The organism is [Clostridium] aerotolerans DSM 5434 (assembly GCF_000687555.1).
In the GTDB taxonomy this organism is placed as follows: domain Bacteria; phylum Bacillota; class Clostridia; order Lachnospirales; family Lachnospiraceae; genus Lacrimispora; species Lacrimispora aerotolerans.
The window spans coordinates 1-17,156 of the sequence record NZ_JHWJ01000018.1; the positions used below are offsets into that span (position 1 = coordinate 1).

14 protein-coding genes and 1 pseudogene are annotated in these 17,156 nt (G+C 45.0%); 3 read left to right on the plus strand and 12 right to left on the minus strand.

Annotation, left to right across the window (positions count from 1 at the left end; all coding sequences use genetic code 11):
- Together T546_RS24060 and T546_RS0119575 are read right to left on the minus strand one after the other, a co-directional pair.
- Positions 1–662: pseudogene (locus T546_RS24060) on the minus strand (hypothetical protein); the annotation flags it as partial.
- Between the two features lie 681 nt (positions 663–1,343).
- Entirely contained in the window at positions 1,344–1,577 is a 234-nt protein-coding gene (locus tag T546_RS0119575) for an ArsR/SmtB family transcription factor (RefSeq protein WP_242842264.1), read from the minus strand.
- Between the two features lie 250 nt (positions 1,578–1,827).
- Between T546_RS0119575 and T546_RS0119580 the strand changes: the two genes are divergently transcribed.
- Together T546_RS0119580 and T546_RS0119585 are read left to right on the plus strand one after the other, a co-directional pair.
- The gene (locus tag T546_RS0119580) at positions 1,828–2,250 is read left to right on the plus strand and encodes a nuclear transport factor 2 family protein (protein WP_156951378.1); all 423 of its coding nucleotides are present in this window, start codon (positions 1,828–1,830) and stop codon (positions 2,248–2,250) included.
- A 233-nt stretch (positions 2,251–2,483) separates the two neighbouring features.
- The gene (locus tag T546_RS0119585) at positions 2,484–2,726 is read left to right on the plus strand and encodes a hypothetical protein (RefSeq protein WP_026893088.1); all 243 of its coding nucleotides are present in this window, start codon (positions 2,484–2,486) and stop codon (positions 2,724–2,726) included.
- 6 nt (positions 2,727–2,732) lie between these two features.
- Here T546_RS0119585 and T546_RS0119590 read toward each other — a convergent pair whose 3' ends face one another.
- The 10 genes from T546_RS0119590 to T546_RS0119635 all read right to left on the minus strand — a co-directional run bounded on the left by T546_RS0119590 (position 2,733) and on the right by T546_RS0119635 (position 14,180).
- Positions 2,733–3,074 (minus strand): P-II family nitrogen regulator, encoded by a 342-nt coding sequence (locus T546_RS0119590; protein WP_026893089.1) that lies wholly within the window; start codon positions 3,072–3,074, stop codon positions 2,733–2,735.
- A gap of 18 nt (positions 3,075–3,092) precedes the next feature.
- Complete coding sequence (locus tag T546_RS0119595; protein WP_026893090.1) at positions 3,093–4,328, minus strand: ammonium transporter; 1,236 nt, start codon at positions 4,326–4,328, stop codon at positions 3,093–3,095.
- Positions 4,329–4,539: 211 nt separating this feature from the next.
- Positions 4,540–6,060 (minus strand): bifunctional metallophosphatase/5'-nucleotidase, encoded by a 1,521-nt coding sequence (locus T546_RS0119600; RefSeq protein ID WP_026893091.1) that lies wholly within the window; start codon positions 6,058–6,060, stop codon positions 4,540–4,542.
- Positions 6,061–6,064: 4 nt separating this feature from the next.
- Positions 6,065–6,874 carry a phosphonate ABC transporter, permease protein PhnE gene (gene phnE / locus T546_RS0119605; protein WP_026893092.1) on the minus strand — a complete coding sequence of 270 codons (810 nt, stop codon included), beginning with the start codon at positions 6,872–6,874 and terminating at the stop codon, positions 6,065–6,067.
- A 12-nt stretch (positions 6,875–6,886) separates the two neighbouring features.
- Complete coding sequence (gene phnE / locus T546_RS0119610; protein ID WP_026893093.1) at positions 6,887–7,708, minus strand: phosphonate ABC transporter, permease protein PhnE; 822 nt, start codon at positions 7,706–7,708, stop codon at positions 6,887–6,889.
- Entirely contained in the window at positions 7,705–8,460 is a 756-nt protein-coding gene (gene phnC, locus T546_RS0119615; protein ID WP_026893094.1) for a phosphonate ABC transporter ATP-binding protein, read from the minus strand. The genes phnE (T546_RS0119610) and phnC overlap by 4 nt, the downstream gene beginning before the upstream one ends.
- A gap of 83 nt (positions 8,461–8,543) precedes the next feature.
- Positions 8,544–9,647: a phosphate/phosphite/phosphonate ABC transporter substrate-binding protein gene (locus tag T546_RS0119620; RefSeq protein WP_026893095.1), complete on the minus strand. Its 1,104-nt coding sequence runs from the start codon at positions 9,645–9,647 to the stop codon at positions 8,544–8,546.
- A 47-nt stretch (positions 9,648–9,694) separates the two neighbouring features.
- Positions 9,695–10,669, minus strand: coding sequence for a LacI family DNA-binding transcriptional regulator (locus T546_RS0119625; protein WP_026893096.1), 975 nt, complete (start codon positions 10,667–10,669; stop codon positions 9,695–9,697).
- A gap of 162 nt (positions 10,670–10,831) precedes the next feature.
- Positions 10,832–13,033, minus strand: a complete 2,202-nt coding sequence (locus T546_RS0119630; protein WP_026893097.1) for a DNA topoisomerase III — start codon at positions 13,031–13,033, stop codon at positions 10,832–10,834.
- Positions 13,034–13,379: 346 nt separating this feature from the next.
- On the minus strand, positions 13,380–14,180 hold the full coding sequence (locus T546_RS0119635; RefSeq protein ID WP_026893098.1) for an alpha/beta hydrolase: 801 nt from the start codon (positions 14,178–14,180) through the stop codon (positions 13,380–13,382).
- A gap of 261 nt (positions 14,181–14,441) precedes the next feature.
- Here T546_RS0119635 and T546_RS0119640 point away from each other — a divergent pair, with 261 nt between their 5' ends.
- Positions 14,442–16,943 (plus strand): glycoside hydrolase family 31 protein, encoded by a 2,502-nt coding sequence (locus T546_RS0119640; protein WP_026893099.1) that lies wholly within the window; start codon positions 14,442–14,444, stop codon positions 16,941–16,943.
- Positions 16,944–17,156: the final 213 nt, after the last annotated feature.

Consider the following 17,156-nt stretch of genomic DNA (forward strand, 5'->3'; position numbering starts at 1 on the left):
CCCGTTGCGCCGGTTTCTCCTGTTGGACCGGTAGTTCCTGTCGGACCGGTCACTCCCGTGGGGCCGGTAGCTCCTGTCGGGCCCGTGACTCCCGTTGGGCCGGTAGCTCCTGTCGGACCGGTCACTCCCGTGGGGCCGGTAGCTCCTGTCGGGCCAGTGGCTCCCGTTTGACCTGTTTCTCCAGTTGGACCAGTAACTCCAGTTGGACCAGTAACTCCTGTCGGACCTGTGGCTCCAGTTGGGCCAATTTCTCCAGTTGGGCCGGTGACTCCCATTGGACCTGTGGCTCCCGTTGAGCCCGCTTCTCCTGTAGGACCGGAACTTCCCGTCGGACCCGTTTCTCCGGTTGGACCTGTGGCTCCCACTGGACCCGTTTCCCCGGTTGGACCGTTGGCTCCAGACGGGCCTGTTTCTCCCGTCGGACCGGTAGCTCCCGTTGAGCCAGTTTCTCCTATCGAACCTGTTTCTCCCATCGGACCGGTGGTTCCTGTGGGGCCGGTGGCTCCCATTGGACCTGTGGCTCCTGTCGGACCTGTTTCTCCCGTCGGACCGGTAGCTCCCGTCGGACCTGTTTCTCCTACCTGGCCCGAATCTCCTGTTGGGCCCATAGCTCCTGTGGGACCGGTGGCTCCTATCGGACCGGTATTTCCTGTGGATCCCATTGCTCCGGTAGGGCCTGTCATTCCAGAAGGGCCAGTATCCCCTGTCGGACCGGTGGCTCCATTTAACTTATGATAATAATGATTGTATTATATAAATGATTTCCTATAAATTAATCTTATGAATACATATCAATTTCTGTATTTTATAATTTAGTATACATATTTTTAAATTTTTCTAGACCAGTGCCCTCTGATGCCCTATATGGGAAAGCGAAATACTACATTGTTTTATAACTTGAGATAAAGGTTCTCTAAAATTAACAGGTATACAATATCATTTAGAGCAACCTATTTTAAAAATAAAAATACTTTACTTTAACTGATATTACCCTTTCTGTTTATATCAGTGATGATATATGAAAAAAGAATTCATATAAATATGCAAACAAAAAACAGCCTTTATCTTTTAGGCTGCCTGATAACATTATTATGATGCTAAAATATTTTGTAATGTCACATTAATTATCTATTTTTTCTAGAACTTCTATGGCTAACATAAAATATGTTTGCTAAGTTCCAAACAAAAAACGGCATTTCTGCCGTTTTTCTGTGTTATAACACACTTTTATCATCCCTCTTATTTACCTGCCTCACAAACCATCTAAAAAGGACCTATATACTAGTTTCCGATAAATGCCTCAACAGAATGGGGTCAGCCGGTTTTAACTGTTTTATTTTATATTATCCTAAGCCTCCTGTTTGCAATATCATATCAATTAAACCAGGAAAACGGGAATCTAAATCATCCTTTCTGAGCGAATAAAAGTGGTGTTTGCCTTCGATGCGCGGCTGAATAATGCCAGCTTCACGCAGTATTTTAATGTGATGGGATAATGTTGATTTGGGGATGTGGTCCAATTTAAAAGCGGAACAGTCTCTCTCGTCAAAACTGGCAAGACAGTACGCAATCTTCATACGTAACGGGTCACCTAGTGCATTACAGACCATTGTCAGACTCATCTCCGAAGCTGTAGGTATTGTTAATGTTCTCATAATGTAAATCTTAACACATAAAATAATTTTTTTCAATGTTCGAAATTTTTCAAACTATTATTGCATTTCTTAAATAAGTGTGATATAGTTCTACTCATGTCATACAGTTCGAAATTTTTCGAACTATAAAACCATACTGTATCAGACAGTATAAACCATAGGAGGAAATACAATGAACATAGCAGCAACAGAAAACAACAACTCCATAAACACGGATAGAAACATAACGATTTTAAATAACTACTTCCGTTTATATGATGCTTCTCGCACTGACGATCGGGCTAAGGGGGACTTATTGTCCCTGTTCACGCAGGATGCTGAAATTGTTTCCAGCCGTGGCAGCCGTAAAGGATTTGAGGGGGTTATTAAGACCTTTTATGAGAACAACAAGGACATTAAGCATATGTGGGATGCATGGGTCCTTCAGTCTGACGGCAGCTACAGGACCAACTGGGCAGTATGCGGTCAAGCGGCAGATGGCACGGTGTATGCAAAAGCGGGTATAGACATTGTTCGTATGAATGATGAGGGGCAGATTGTATATTTAAAGAACGTACAGACTACTGAGGAAGCTTATAGTGAATATTTTTCATAAATAAGATATTCGAATTGTAGTCTTACAAATATTATTGATTTATTTCTATTTTGTGTTCCTAAATTCAAATACTGAAATAACATTTTTACTGTTCCTTCATACCGAAACAAGCATATCAATGTAAAAGGGTAAACTATAAAATATCAATATGCAAAACCTTTCGTAGTTTGGAAAATTTTATAAAGCGCAGCTTCCCACAATCTAGTATCAAAAAAAGCTGTCTGGAAAGCTTAATGAAAGATGACGTTCCAGGCAGCCTTTTTGCATCTACGATGTACGCAGGCTTCCTTATACTCTTTAACCAGATATCTTACCCAATTGCAAGTCTTGAACTGGCGGTTGTTGCGGCATCATTAAACCCGAAGAACGACAGTAATACCTACATGCATATAAAAATTGCAAATACCATATTTATTCTTCCCCCACTAAAAAAGCAGTGTCTGGTTGCAACTCCAGCTCACTGCTCCATTATATAGAAGAAACTACTTAATCGCGTCTTCCCCGCGCTCTCCGGTACGAATACGAACCGCATCCTGAATATCGGAAATAAAGACCTTTCCATCACCAAATTCTCCAGTATAAGCCTTTTTGGTAATCGCACTGATAACCGTTTCTGCCTGGTCATCAGCCACGACCATTTCTATCTTAATCTTAGTAAGGAAGTTATAATCGACCTCAGCGCCGCGGACAAATTCTGTCCAGCCCTTCTGATTTCCGCACCCCATGACCTGGCTGATGCTTAAGCCGTTTAACTTCTGCTCTTCCATGATTTCTTTAATATCCTCCAGCTTTTCCGGACGGATAAATGCTTCTATTTTCTTCATGAGACAATCCCCCTTCTCTTAGTCCATACCATTAAATGCCGGATAAGCAGTTTCTCCATGCTCCGAAACGTCAAGTCCGATGATCTCATCCTTATTGGATACCTTGATTCCTTTGGTAATCAGAGATGCGATCTTAGCGGCTATCAGGGTTCCTACAATGGCAATGATAATGGTAATAACAATGGCTGCAAGCTGGCGAAGGAACAAAGTCAGATCTCCGAATATAAGACCATTCCATGGCGCTGCGGAGTTAATCTTGGTATTTGCAAAGATACCAGTAGCAATACCGCCCCAGATTCCACCAATGCCGTGGCATCCAAATACATCAAGTGCGTCATCATAACCAAACTTAGGCTTAATCACGTTGATGAAGTAATAGCAGATAGGACTTACCAGTGCTCCGATGATGATAGCTGCCCAGATTGGTACAAATCCTGCACCAGGAGTAATGGCGACCAGACCAATAACAAGACCGGTAGAGGTTCCTACCAGGGTAGGCTTTCCATTTTTAATCACTTCTATAAGAATCCAGGAAAGAAGTGCGGAAGCTGCTGCTGTGTTGGTGGTCATGAATGCGTGAGCTGCCAGCTCATTGGCTGCCAGTGCACTGCCTCCGTTAAAGCCGAACCAGCCAAACCAGAGAAGCGCTGCTCCCAAAAATACAAAAGGTACATTGTGGGGGTGATACGGTGCCTTGCCTAGGTTTCTACGCTTTCCAAGAAGGAAGGAAAGAACCAATGCGCTGACTCCAGAACTAATATGAACTACGTTTCCGCCTGCAAAATCAACGGAGCCGATCTGGAACAGGAATCCACCGCCCCATACCATGTGAGCCAGGGGATAATACACGATGATAGACCACAATGCCACGAAAATAACCAGAGAACTGAATTTCATTCGCTCTGCCACAGCACCGGTAATAAGTGCGGGAGCAATGATGGCGAACATCATCTGGAAGATAGCGAATACAAGGGTATTGGGGTAAGGGTGTGTGGTGTCGGCAAAGGTATCGAAGTTAAGGCCGAACCAGTTAAGATTTCCGATGACACCGCCAATATCTCCACTAAAGGAGAGGGAAAAACCGATCAAAACCCAAAGAATTGATCCAACTCCCATCATGATGGCTGATGACATTATGGTGTTTACAACATTTTTTCGTTTTACCAGACCTCCGTAAAAAAATGCCAGCCCCGGGGTCATGATAAATACGAGAGCGGAACAAACAAGCATCCATGAAAAATCTCCGTGATCCATAAAAAAGCACCTCTTTCTTAATTTTGGGTAAAAAAATTAAGCCATAACCTTGTGCGACGCTGCACATTGTTATGGCTTCTTTGCCTTGAAAATTATTGTTAACTTCGTTTTATGAAGTATATAGCTAGACTAAAGCATGAATCATTTTTTGTCAAGTAAAATTTTTAAAGTCCAACTGGAATTTTTTTGTCATTTTGGTGCGGACAGCCTTTTACCTGCGGATGACGATGCTCCCATTTTTTTGAAGCTCTACCACCGGGTGCTTTTTTAAATAATCCAGGGCAAGCTCAGGGACATCTGTGCCAAGCCGCTTTAACACGGGACACGTTTTATACACCTCATAGCCCCCGGTGCCGCTCCCTCTGTAATCACTCATACAAAGGCTTAAGCTCCGGCCATTTAACGGTTCTCCCTGATATAAAATAGACCTTACCCGGCTTCCAACCGGCATTGTTACATCTACCTCATAGGTGATTCCTGCAAAATAGTCGTAATTATAATGCTCCACCTTTGGATTTAAGAATACCTGAGAAATTTCAATGGCACCATCCTTAATGGTAAAGTATTCGGCGCAGCGTTCCAGGGCTTTTTTAAGGGCCGTCTCATCAACAGATAGAACCACCAGGGTGTTGGAGAAGGGGTATACCCTCACCAGATCCCGCATGGTAATGTGCTCAGGCAGACTCATGGGAGTATTGCCAAGGCCCACACAGGAAATATCAGCCCCGGAATAGAAAAGCTGTATCTGGTTGAATAAATCTGCGATTCCAGAACCGTGCATTGCCATATCAAGCTTACTCATCTCTAAGACCGGTTCTTTTAATCTTCCGATGCTCACGTCAAGCCATTTCTGGACTTCTCCCTCCAATGGAAGAAGGGTCTTATAGGGCTCTTCCTCATGGTGATCACCCGCCGGGCAAATGGTAGATTCAACAGAAACCTTGCCCTCTGAGACTGTAATCTCAATCCTGGCATACTGAATGGCATTGGCCATTACCTGAAGGGTATGGGTCCCGCAGATCTCTCTTCCAGATACCGGCATATGCTGATGAGCGGTAAGGAGGATATCATAGTCCAGCTCTTTTAAAATCCGGTAGCCTACGTTTTCACCGCTGGTGCTTAAGACCTCACCAGTTTCCAGATCGCATTCATAGCCGCCATGATAAATACAGATGGTGACATCACAATGCTCCTTAAGAAGGGACAGTTCCTTCTTTGCGGCCATAAATGCATCTGTTATCTTTATATTCTGAAGATGCTCCGGTTGTTCCCAAACATTGACATAGTCGGTAACAACGCCTGTTACACCGAGCCGAAGGCCATTTTCCAGAGTGAAGATTTTGCTGTTGGAGAGCTTTAATTCACCTTTCAGATCTTCTACATTGGCACAGAGACAGGCACCATGTAACGCATTGTAATAATGGGAAAGGCGTTCATATCCAAAGTTAAAGTCATGGTTTCCCGGAACCACGCAATCATACCCTGCCTCATTATACACAAGGGCGATGGGCTCGGATTCAAGAGCCTCGCCTCCCTTTGCCATAATGTAAGAGGCCATGGGAGAACCCTGAAGCGTATCGCCACCGTCAAAAATAAGGGTATTTCCGTCCTTCTTAAAGTTGGATACACAGTTTAACAGACCCATGGCCTTTTCTTCCTTGTCTCCGTATGAGGTTGGAAACAGGAATCCATGAACATCTGAGGTGTAATAAATGGTTGCATTTCGTTTCATAAAATCACCCCCTGGCCAGCTTTACACGGATTTTTGTGGAGATGTATTCCACCAGGAGAACCAACACAATAAGCCCTACTAAAATCGCTCCTGCCTCATTCCAGCGGTAGGAATTCATAGCAAAGATGAGGGGAGCACCAATACCGCCGGCACCAACCAGGCCAAGCACCGTAGCATCTCTTAAGTTGATATCAAACCGGTAAATCACCGTTGAGGCGAAGTTTGGAATCAGCTGTGGAAGAATGCCGTAGCGTATCTTCTGAAAGGTGGTACAGCCACAGGCATCTAAGGACTCTAAAATCCTGGTGTCTAAATCCTCAATGGCTTCGATGTACATCTTTGAAACCATTCCGATGGAGCAGACAGACATGGTAAGAAGTCCGGTAAATGCCCCAGGTCCGCTGACACGGATAAACATAAGTCCGTATACAAAAGCCGGAATCGTACGAATTGCCATAATAATCAGACGGCTTATGTATGCAATGGGTGCAGGCATTAAATTAGACGCCGATAAAAATGACAGGGGAATGGCTAAAAATGCACCTACCAACGTTCCTAAAAATGCAATACAAACTGTTTCAAGCAGGAGATAAGGCACTCCCTGAATGGTTAAGTTAAACAATAGCTTAGGTTCTGGATGGAAAATACCTTTTAAAATATTTCCAGCAATGGAAAGGCCACCAAGACCTCCCTTTGATATCTCTACCGCGGAACCGGACCATAAGATACACGCCAGAACAATGACAGACACTGCAATCTGGTATACTGTATTCTTTGGCCGTTCGGCGTATGCTTTTTCAATTTGTTTATTCATATGTACGCCCTCCTATACCAGTTTCTTGCGGCAATAACGGCTCACCGATTCAATGAGAAATACGGTTACAAACAGCATGAGTAAAATCATACCTACACTTGGATACTCTCTCCAGCCTAACTTTTCATTGAGAATGAGTCCAAGGCCTCCTGCTCCCACGTAGCCTAGGATGGCTGCATAACGGACATTTCCCTCAAAGCAGAACAGACCGTTTGAGATATAGGACGGCAGGACTTGTGGAATAATGGCACTTGCAAAGGCTCTTACTTTGGTAGCTCCAATGGCCTCCATGGCTTCAAAGGCGCCCATATCCACAGTTTCAATCTCTTCGTAAAGAATTTTCCCCATATAGGCAAAGGTAAACACTGCAATTGCCGTGGTTCCTGCCAAGGTACCCAGTCCAAAAACATAGGTCGCAACAAGAGCGGTCACCAGGGTGGGAAGGGTTCTTACGATGCTTAAAAACAGTCTTACCACGCCGACTAAGGCAGAATTTTTAATGATATTGGTGGAAGCAGCCATGGCAAATGGTATGACAGTGACAGCACCTACAACAGTTCCTAAGAGGGACATTTTCACCGTGTCAAACAGGGGCTCCCACACCTGGGAGCTATAGGAAAATGCTGGTGGAATCATCATTCCAAGGATGACAAAAAACTGGTAACCCCGCTCCTTTAAAACGGCCAGGTCAAAGCCAGTGATCTTTACGGAAAGTATGGTAAAAAGCACAACGATTAAGGCGACGAGAGGAAGTCTGGACGCTGGCTTATAGACGGTTTTCCCATTTGACAATTCCATTTTCCTGGGAGGAAATATCTTGTCATATACACTCATCCTTCGGCCTCCTTTTGTTTTCCTTCATAGATCTCGTTTAAGATTTCCTCCGTTACTTCGGATGCTGGGCCGTCATAGACTATGGCGCCGGAACGGATGCCTACCACACGGCTGGCATACTGGAGTGCCAGATCCACGTGATGGATATTTAAAAGAATGGTGATGTTCATGTCCTTATTGATTCTCTGGAAATCTCCCATGACCTGTTTTGCCGTTACCGGGTCAAGAGAGGCAACCGGTTCATCGGCCAGGATGATCTGGGGATTCTGAGCAAGAGTTCTTGCAAGGGCAACTCTCTGCTGCTGTCCACCAGAGAGCTGGTCTGCACGGACGAATGCCTTATCGAGAATTCCCACCTTGTCAAGAGCTTCCAGAGCATTTAACTTATCTTCCTTTGGATAAATGCCAAACAGGGCACGAAAGAAGGACAGCTCCGGCACCTTTGACATGAGAACGTTATTAATGACTCTTGTTCTTGTTACCAGGTTAAAGGACTGGAAGATCATTCCGATCTTTCTGCGGAAGCCTCTAAGCTCCCCACCCCTAAGCTGCATTACATCGGTGCCGTCTACGGTTAAGCTTCCCTCTGTAATGTCGTGCATACGGTTAATGGTCCGAAGAAGGGTGGACTTTCCCGCACCGGATAAACCGATGATTGCCACGAATTCTCCCTGTTCAATGGTTAAGTTAATATCTTTTAAAGCCTCAAAGCCGTTGGGATATTTTTTGCTTACGTGATTAAATTCAATCATACTTTTCCTCATTTCCATGCACAAAGAGCGGAGGCGCCGCAATTGTTACCCCTTACGACGCCCCCGCAGCCTGTATGTATTATTTATTTTGCATTTAATTCCTTAATCATCTGCTGTGCTTTGCGCTCATTGTCATAATCAGCGCTCTTTGCTTCCTGATATCCCTTGTGGCTGTAGATTGCAATGACCTTCTGGCCTTCTTCTGTCTTGCCTATGTTGATGAATGCATTGGAAAGAGCTTTCTTGAATGCATCATCCATGATTTTGGAAGTCTTGCTTACGCTTACTGTATCGTTAAAGATAGGAGGAGTTACACCAATGACACTGGTCTCTTCCCAGATGGAGCCGGTTCTGTTGTACTCAGCTTTCCATTTTTCCTCATAATCTCTACGGGCATCTGCGTAGGTACAAAGAACGTCTACCTGTCCGGCAGCAAGTCTTGCAAATGCACTACCGTAGGAATCAGACTGAACTGCATGGGAAAGATTTAAAATGTTCTTCTGGAAATTGTCCTGAAGCCATAAGGAAGGGTAAATGTATCCTGCTGGTGAGGAGGAAGACATAACACTCCAGTTTGCTCCGTCTAAATCTTCAAAGGTAAGAGCTTCGCCGCTGTTGATCTTCTTTGCAAGCTCCTGTCCTTTTTCGGAAGGACCTGCAATGATCAGGGAACGGTAAGAGGTTGCCTGCTCTGTGGTAGCCTCTGTTGCTTTTCCGTCGTTCCAGTCTTTTGCAGCATCAGAATTCTTGCTTAAACCATCTCTGGTCGCTGTAAGAAGTACATCTGCGCCGTCATCGTAAAGGACATAGGTTCCTCCAGGAATAAGACCGATATCAGCAGTACCTGCGGAAAGCGCTTCTCCAACTGCTTCATAGCTGGTTCCAACGGTAATCACTACCTCACCGATATCATAACCTTCTTTTGAAAGCTCTGTCTTAAGCATGTCCTTTAACGGCTCTGTTGCGGTTACGATTTCCTGTGGCTCTCTGGAAGGTACGAAATATACGTTGAGCTTGTCTACCTTTTTATTCTCTGCCTTTGTATCGCCTGTCTTTGCGGAACTTTCTGCTCCTGCCTGGGTAGTCGCTGCGGTGGTTGCACCTGCCTGCTTGCTGCCGCCTGAACATCCTCCGATCATTGCTGCGCAGAGTGCTGCTGCCATTAATACAGAAACTGTTTTTCTCATACTGCTCTCCTTTTTCGTGTGATTCATCGGTTCTCTTGTTTTACGACTTACGCACTGTCTCCGACCTCCAGCTTGGTCGGAAGATAAATTGTCATGTTGTCCTTTCGCCCTTCCCTGATCTGCTCAAGCAAAAGCTTAATGGCTGTCTGCCAGACGATTTCCGGGAACATGCGGACCTTAGTGAAGGTAGGCCATTTGGATTCCAGAGTCTCAATGTCCTTATAGATGACCACTGCAACGTCCTTAGGAATCCGAAGTCCTGCATCGTAAAAAGCTTCTAACGCTCCTTCTGCCACTTCTTCACTTCCTAATAGAACCGCCTCCGGAAGACATCCGGATTCCACCGCTCTTTTAGCCAGCTCATAGCCGCTTTCCTTACTGATATCTCCCAGATAGAAATATTTGTCTTCGTATAATTCCTTCTGGTTGAAAGCTGCTTTGATGCCCTCTAATCTGCGGTAGCCGATCTTTACCTGACCCTCTTCGTAAAGACCTCCTATGTAACCAACACTTCGGTACTTTTTCTGATCCACAAGGTAAGATAGCATCTCATGGATTCCCTTATTAAAGTCCATGACAATGCTGTCATATTCATAATCCTTAGGATCGGAATTGATGAATACGATGGCATAGCCTTGCATCCGGAGAAATTCCATCTCTTCTTCGGAAAAAACACCAAATGCAATGATTCCGTCGTACTGTCCGGGCGTTCCCTTATCCATGCGTTCGAATCGTACCTCACTGTTTCCTGACATGGACTTAACGATTATGTCCAGGGAGGAAAGCCTGATGTTTGTCCGGTCCTTGCGGATAATGTGCCAGTCAGCCACACCAATGACAATTTCTCTTTTTTTCTGCGTATGACGCATCCTGGGTGGGACATATTTTAATTCGTGGGCAATCTTAAATATCCTCTTTTTCACTTCCGGGCTCACCACAATGGTTTCATCCTGATTGAGCACCCGGGATACGGTTGTAATGGAAACCTCCGCAAGCTGTGAAATTTCTTTAATTGTAGCCATAACCTATATCCTCACCTTTCAGATTTCATTATAATTGGACTCTCTGGTACCGTCAATAAGCAAAGTAAAATTTTACTAAAGTTTTACCTTCCCTTTGAAAAAGAAAGAAACAATGGCAAAACCGGAAAGATTTCATTTGATCTTCCCGGTTTATTTAACTTCCTAATCCTTTTTCCCCAGATCCAGCTTTGCAAATGCCGCAGCAAATGGACTGTTTATCGGTTCCTTTGCTTCCTTGTTTTGCTGATTAATATATTTCGCCACATCCTTTTTAGATACCCCGGCCCCTTCCTTGGTCCGGCGTTCCTTAAAGGCAGATAGTTTTTCTTTATAGCCGCACCGGCAGACAAAGATCTGTCCATCTCCTTTTCCATTCAGAGAAAGCTTCTTATGGCAGACCGGACATCTTGCGTTGCTGGTTCTTGATATCACTTCCCGGTGACCGCATTCCCTGTCCTGGCAGACAAGCATCTCACTGTTTTTACCCTTTACTGACAGCATCAGTTTTCCGCAGTCAGGACATTTTTTATTGGTCAGGTTATCATGGGAGAAACGGCCTTCTCCCGCCTTGATCTCATGAATCAGCTCCTCAGAGTACTGTCTGATATCCTTCATAAATGCAGCACGTTTTCTCGTTCCTTTGGCAATCTCAGAAAGCTTCATCTCCCAGTCAGCCGTAAGCTCCGGCTTCTTTAAATCCTCTGGCACCAGAGTTAGAAGCTGTCTTGCCTTGGAGGTGACGAAGATGTCCTTCCCCTTTTTCTCCAGAAGAAAGCTGGAAAATAACTTTTCTATGATATCAGCCCTTGTTGCTACGGTTCCAAGTCCTCCGGTCTCTCCAAGGGTCTTTGCCATATCCCTGTCCTTCGTCTCCATATAGGAAACTGGATTTTCCATGGCAGACAAAAGAGTGGCCTCATTAAATGGAGCCGGCGGTTTTGTCTTTCCTTCCGTCATTAATAGGGTAAGGGAGGTAAGGCGGTCTCCTTTTTTAATAAGAGGCAGATTCTGTTCCTTTAATTCCTGCTCCTCTTCTTCCTCATCCTGGTTCTCATAGACTTCCTTCCAGCCAGAGGTCTTTACCGTTTTTCCACGAGCCACCAGCTTTTCACCTCCTAAATCCACAAAGAGCTCCGTCTGTTCATACTCAAAGGGTGGATAAAGAACGGCGATGAATCTGCGGACTACAAGGTCATAGATCTTTCTCTCGTCAATGGTCATGTGATCCATCTGGACAAACTGCTCTGTCGGGATGATGGCGTGATGGTCGGATACCTTTTTATCATCTACAAAGGATGACTTTGCCTCAATCTTCTGATTGATCAGTCTGCCAGCCAGCTTCCGGTAAGGCCCAACGCTGCAGGCTTCCAGCCTTTCCTTAATAGAGGGCACAATATCTGAACTCAAATACCTGGAATCCGTTCTCGGATAGGTAAGGACCTTATGGTTCTCATACAGCCTCTGCATGATATTTAAGGTCTCCTTGGCGGAATAGTTAAAGCGTCGGTTGGCTTCTCTTTGAAGCTCAGTCAGGTCATAAAGCTGAGGAGAATACGTCTTCTTTGGCACGCTCTTTACCTCGGTGACCACGCCTTCCTTCTCTTCCTTCATCTTTAAAAGCAATGCTTCTACCCGGTTTTTATCAAAGGAGCGGTAGCTTTTAGAGCCTTCATCTCTCCAGGTAAAGGTAAGGGAAGGAGTCTGACATTTAGCCGTGATTCCGTAGTAGGGCTTAGGAATGAATTTTTTAATCTCTTCTTCTCTTTTTGCAATAATCGCAAGAGTAGGAGTCTGGACCCTGCCGCAGCTAAGCTGTGCATTGTATTTGCAGGTAAGGGCACGGGTGGCATTGATGCCAACCAGCCAGTCTGCTTCGGCGCGGCACATGGCAGCATCGTATAAATCATCGTACTGGTGCCCGTCCTTTAGCTTGGCAAAGCCTTCTTTAATGGCCTTATCCGTAACCGAGGAAATCCAAAGCCGTTTGATAGGCTTTTTATTCCCTGCCTTTTCAAGAATCAGCCTTGCCACCAGCTCCCCTTCTCTTCCGGCGTCTGTGGCAACGATGATTTCATTAACATCGTTTCTGTGAATCTGGGTTTTTACCACACGGTACTGTTTTCCCGTCTGCTTGATGACCTCCAGCTTAAACCGGTCCGGCATCATCGGAAGATCTTCCATCTTCCATTCCTTATATTTGGGATCGTAATCCTCCGGGTCTGCCAGGGTGACCAGATGGCCAAGCCCCCAGGTCACAATATATTTATCTCCCTCAATGACTCCGTTCTGGTTCCTGGTACAATGAAGCACCCGGGCAATGTCCCTTGCTACCGAGGGTTTTTCCGCTATAATCAAAGATTTCATGGTATTCCTCCAACTTTCATTTCTCCCACAATTATAGCCCATTGCGCCTTTTATTACAAGAAAATCACTTCCTGTATACAATAAGGGCTTCTCACAATTACACCATTTTGCTCTCCTTTTGCCTGGGCCATTCAGTAAAAATAGGCGCAAAAAAAGCCGTCCAGTCATGCGGTAACCAGTACGGCTCTCTTGCAGGAGTCATGATCCTTCACGGGTCAAATGAAGGATGCAATCAGAGGGTTAGTCTGATTTAGAATATTCACACGCAGTTAGCCAAAACTAACTGTATTTATATTACCATAATATGATTAAAAATGCAAGAAGTGCACACGAAAAGAATTATCATTTATAGGGGTAACATCCACTGTAACACCTTCTGGATATACGCCTCCCAGAAGTCCCAGTCATGATTGCCGGGGCCTTCCACGTAAACAGCTTTAGATCCTCTCGCATCAAGCTGTGCCTTCATGACAGCATTCATATCATACACAAAGTCCTCGGTGCCGCAGGCAAAGTAAAGCTCCGGAAGATTCCCGGCCTTCTCACAGCGGTCATAAAGGGTAATCAGGTCAGCGTCGCTTCCCTTCACATCCGCTGGATTCTTAAAAATTAAGTCCCAGCGGAATGGGGAACCGCCTTCCTCGTTTTTTGTTCTTTCATAAGTCATCTCGATATCAAGGGCACCGGATAAGCTGGCTGCCTTTGCATACTGCTCTGGCTTTGAAAGCCCAAGAAACCAGGCGCCATAGCCGCCCATGGAAAGACCTGCCACAAAGGTATCCTCTCTTCTCTTTGAGATTGGAAAAATACTTTTCACAAAAGCAGGAAGCTCTTCCGTAAAAAAGGTAAAATAATTATTTCCCAGATACATGTCCTGATAAAAGCTGTTATCCGCAGAAGCCATCACCACTGCAACGCAATGCTTTTGTGCATACCGTTCAATATTGGAAAACCTCATCCAGGAGCTGTAATCTCCATAGGCACCATGAAGAAGGTAAAGAACAGGAAGTCCTGTATCATAAGGGTACGCCTTTTTCGTTTCTTCACTGGTGATCTGCTCGTTTCCTTCCGGGGTTGGGATAATTACATTTACATCGACTGTGCGCTTTAGGGAAAAGCTATAGTAATGACAATTCATGCTGGCCATGAGCTGGTCCTCCTTACTGTTTTTTCTTATTATATGCTTAAAGATCAGTGAAAGCTAGACGGAAATTGCACTGTTATTCTCAGTATAAAACGTATTTTGCCCATTTTACACTGGGAATGCCTTATATTTCGTCAGAAAAAAGCGCAAGATATGTATAGTTTTACCCGTCAAACTGCAATTTCCGTCTAGCATTTGCATGACGTTTTCTTTATGATGATAGCAGAAACTTATGATACATTTACTAAAAGGAGCAGATACCATATGAAGCTTTGTACCGCTGTAAAAGAAGTGATTTCCTCTGATTCTTATTTCCGGATTCTCACCAATTCCATTGAGATCCGCCTCATGTTTTTTACCGATTCCATCATCCGCATCCGGGCAGGGTTTGACGGGGATTTTGCAGAAGAATCCTACAGCCTCGTCACCACTGCATGGGAAGACCGTATGGACGAATTCCTTGGCAGTATGAGAAAGCGGATTACACCTGCTTCTGCCAGCCTGTCTGACCAGGGAGACTCCGTAATCCTACAGGGAGCGCTTTTAAAGGTGGTCATTGAAAAAGACCCGTTCCGTATCTGCATCTATGACAAGGAAGGAACCTGCATCCACTCCGATATCGTGGACCTTGGCTATATGGAGGACAGCAACCACAGACGAATCCATACCAGCGAAATTTCACCGAAAGATTGCTTTTACGGCTTTGGTGAAAAGAGCGGGGAATGGAACAAGGCACAGAAGTTCCTTTCCATGAGCCCAAAGGATGCCATGGGATATAACCCGAAGGAAACAGACTCTTTATATAAGCATATCCCATTTTACATTAAGCTGAATAAGGATACCAAAAAGGCAGTAGGCTATTTTTATCACAACACCTACGAATGTGATTTTGATATGGGCCGGGAAAAGAGCAACTACTGGAAGCCCCACAGCCGCTACCGTGCCGACGGCGGCGACATCGACTTATTCCTTATTGCAGGACCACAGGTACGGAGCGTAGTGGAACGGTATACGGATTTGACGGGAAAATCAGCCCTTCTTCCCCGCTATGCCCTGGGCTATCTTGGTTCCTCCATGTATTACCCGGAGCTTCCCAAGGACTGTGATGACGCGATCTTAGAATTTATTGATACCACAAGGGAAGAAGACATTCCGGCAGACGGCTTTCAGCTCTCCTCCGGCTACACCTCCATTGAGACAAAGGATGGCATCAAGCGCTGCGTCTTCACCTGGAACAAGGACCGTTTTAAAGATCCAAAGAACTTTTTTAGGGAAATGAAAAAACGTGGCATTACCGTATCACCAAACGTAAAGCCAGGCATCCTGTTATCCCATCCAGACCTGGAAACGATGAAGGCAGAGGATATCTTTGTAAAAGACAGTGAAAAGGACGAGCCTGGAGTGGGAACCTGGTGGGGCGGCAAGGGCGTATTTGCCGATTTCACGAAAGAAAAAACAAGAACCGTCTGGAAGAAGCTGTTAAAAGAAAATGTCCTGGAGATGGGCACGAATTCCATCTGGAATGACAACTGTGAATACGACAGCATGGTGGACAAGGACAGCCGCTGCGACTTTGAAGGAAAGGGCGGCACCATCGGGCAGTTAAAATCCGTAATGTCCAACTTAATGTGCCATATCACCGACGAGGCCATTCACGAGACCTTTGACAATACAAGACCATTTATCGTCTGCCGTTCCGGTCACAGTGGAATCCAGCGCTATGCTCAGACCTGGGCAGGAGACAATTTGACCTGCTGGGATTCTTTAAAATATAACATTGCAACCATCTTAGGAATGAGCTTAAGCGGAGTTGCCAATCAGGGCTGTGATATCGGCGGCTTTTACGGCACATCACCAGAGGCGGAATTAATGGTCCGCTGGGTGCAAAACGGCATCTTCCAGCCTCGTTTTTCCGTTCACTCCGTGAATACAGACAACACGGTAACAGAGCCCTGGATGTACGGAAACTATACCAAATATATCCGTAACGCCATGAAATTCCGCTACCGCATGATTCCATATTTCTATTCACTTATGGAGCGTGCCCATGAAACTGGTCATCCTATTATGGAACCCATGTGCAGTGCGTTTCAGAACGACCCGAAATGCTACGAGGAAGGCATTGATTTTATGACCGGCGATTCTCTTCTGGTTGCCAATGTGGTGGAAAAGGGCGCCCAGTTCCGGGAAGTATATCTGCCTGAGGGAGAAGTTTTTTATGACTTCTACACAAGAGAACGGTATGAAGGCGGACAGACCATTAAGATTCCTGTTACCATCGAGAGTATTCCTCTCTTTGTCCGGGGCGGAGCCATTATTCCCATGGCCTTAAACCAGATTAATAATGTAACAACAGAAATCATTACCGGTCTTCATCTCCTGATTGCAGCGGATAAGGACAATCGCTTCACCCTGTATGAGGATGATGGTCATTCTATGGATTATGAAAAGGGAGCTTATTTAAAAACTCATATTGATATGAAGGCTGGAGAGCAGACGGTTCTTAAATTTAAGCAGGAGGGAAATTTTAAAACCACAGTGGAAACCCTGCATCTGGATGTGATTCAGAGAGAAAAGGCACCTTTCTTTGTGACCCTTGACGGAGAACTACTGCCCCACTTCCTGCACAGGAAGAAATTTGAACAGGCAGATTCCGGTTGGTATTACAGCCAGACATTAAAATCGGTACAGATAAAATATCCAAATCCGAAAAAAGATTCCACACTGTTAATCTCCTTTGAACAGTTTGATATGATCGGAATGTAACAATAAAAAATTTAATAATATCAAAAAGGCCGTCCTTGTCATGCGGTAACAAGGAGGGCCTTTTCGTAGGAGTCATGATCCTTCATGGGTCAATGAAGGAGAATCTCAGAGGGTTAGTCTGATGTATAGAATATTCACACGTAGTTAGTGTCGGCTAACTAACCTTATGTTAGCATAGGGACAAGAAAAAATCAAGAGGGTTTATTGATATCA

Excerpts from the sequence above, each read along its gene's own strand:
- T546_RS0119575 (WP_242842264.1), bottom strand. The coding sequence starts at position 1,577 with ATGAAGATTGCGTACTGTCTTGCCAGTTTTGACGAGAGAGACTGTTCC.
- T546_RS0119580 (WP_156951378.1), top strand. The coding sequence starts at position 1,828 with ATGAACATAGCAGCAACAGAAAACAACAACTCCATAAACACGGATAGA.
- T546_RS0119585 (WP_026893088.1), top strand. The coding sequence starts at position 2,484 with ATGAAAGATGACGTTCCAGGCAGCCTTTTTGCATCTACGATGTACGCA.
- T546_RS0119590 (WP_026893089.1), bottom strand. The coding sequence starts at position 3,074 with ATGAAGAAAATAGAAGCATTTATCCGTCCGGAAAAGCTGGAGGATATT.
- T546_RS0119595 (WP_026893090.1), bottom strand. The coding sequence starts at position 4,328 with ATGGATCACGGAGATTTTTCATGGATGCTTGTTTGTTCCGCTCTCGTA.
- T546_RS0119600 (WP_026893091.1), bottom strand. The coding sequence starts at position 6,060 with ATGAAACGAAATGCAACCATTTATTACACCTCAGATGTTCATGGATTC.
- phnE (WP_026893092.1), bottom strand. The coding sequence starts at position 6,874 with ATGAATAAACAAATTGAAAAAGCATACGCCGAACGGCCAAAGAATACA.
- phnE (WP_026893093.1), bottom strand. The coding sequence starts at position 7,708 with ATGAGTGTATATGACAAGATATTTCCTCCCAGGAAAATGGAATTGTCA.
- phnC (WP_026893094.1), bottom strand. The coding sequence starts at position 8,460 with ATGATTGAATTTAATCACGTAAGCAAAAAATATCCCAACGGCTTTGAG.
- T546_RS0119620 (WP_026893095.1), bottom strand. The coding sequence starts at position 9,647 with ATGAGAAAAACAGTTTCTGTATTAATGGCAGCAGCACTCTGCGCAGCA.
- T546_RS0119625 (WP_026893096.1), bottom strand. The coding sequence starts at position 10,669 with ATGGCTACAATTAAAGAAATTTCACAGCTTGCGGAGGTTTCCATTACA.
- T546_RS0119630 (WP_026893097.1), bottom strand. The coding sequence starts at position 13,033 with ATGAAATCTTTGATTATAGCGGAAAAACCCTCGGTAGCAAGGGACATT.
- T546_RS0119635 (WP_026893098.1), bottom strand. The coding sequence starts at position 14,180 with ATGGCCAGCATGAATTGTCATTACTATAGCTTTTCCCTAAAGCGCACA.
- T546_RS0119640 (WP_026893099.1), top strand. The coding sequence starts at position 14,442 with ATGAAGCTTTGTACCGCTGTAAAAGAAGTGATTTCCTCTGATTCTTAT.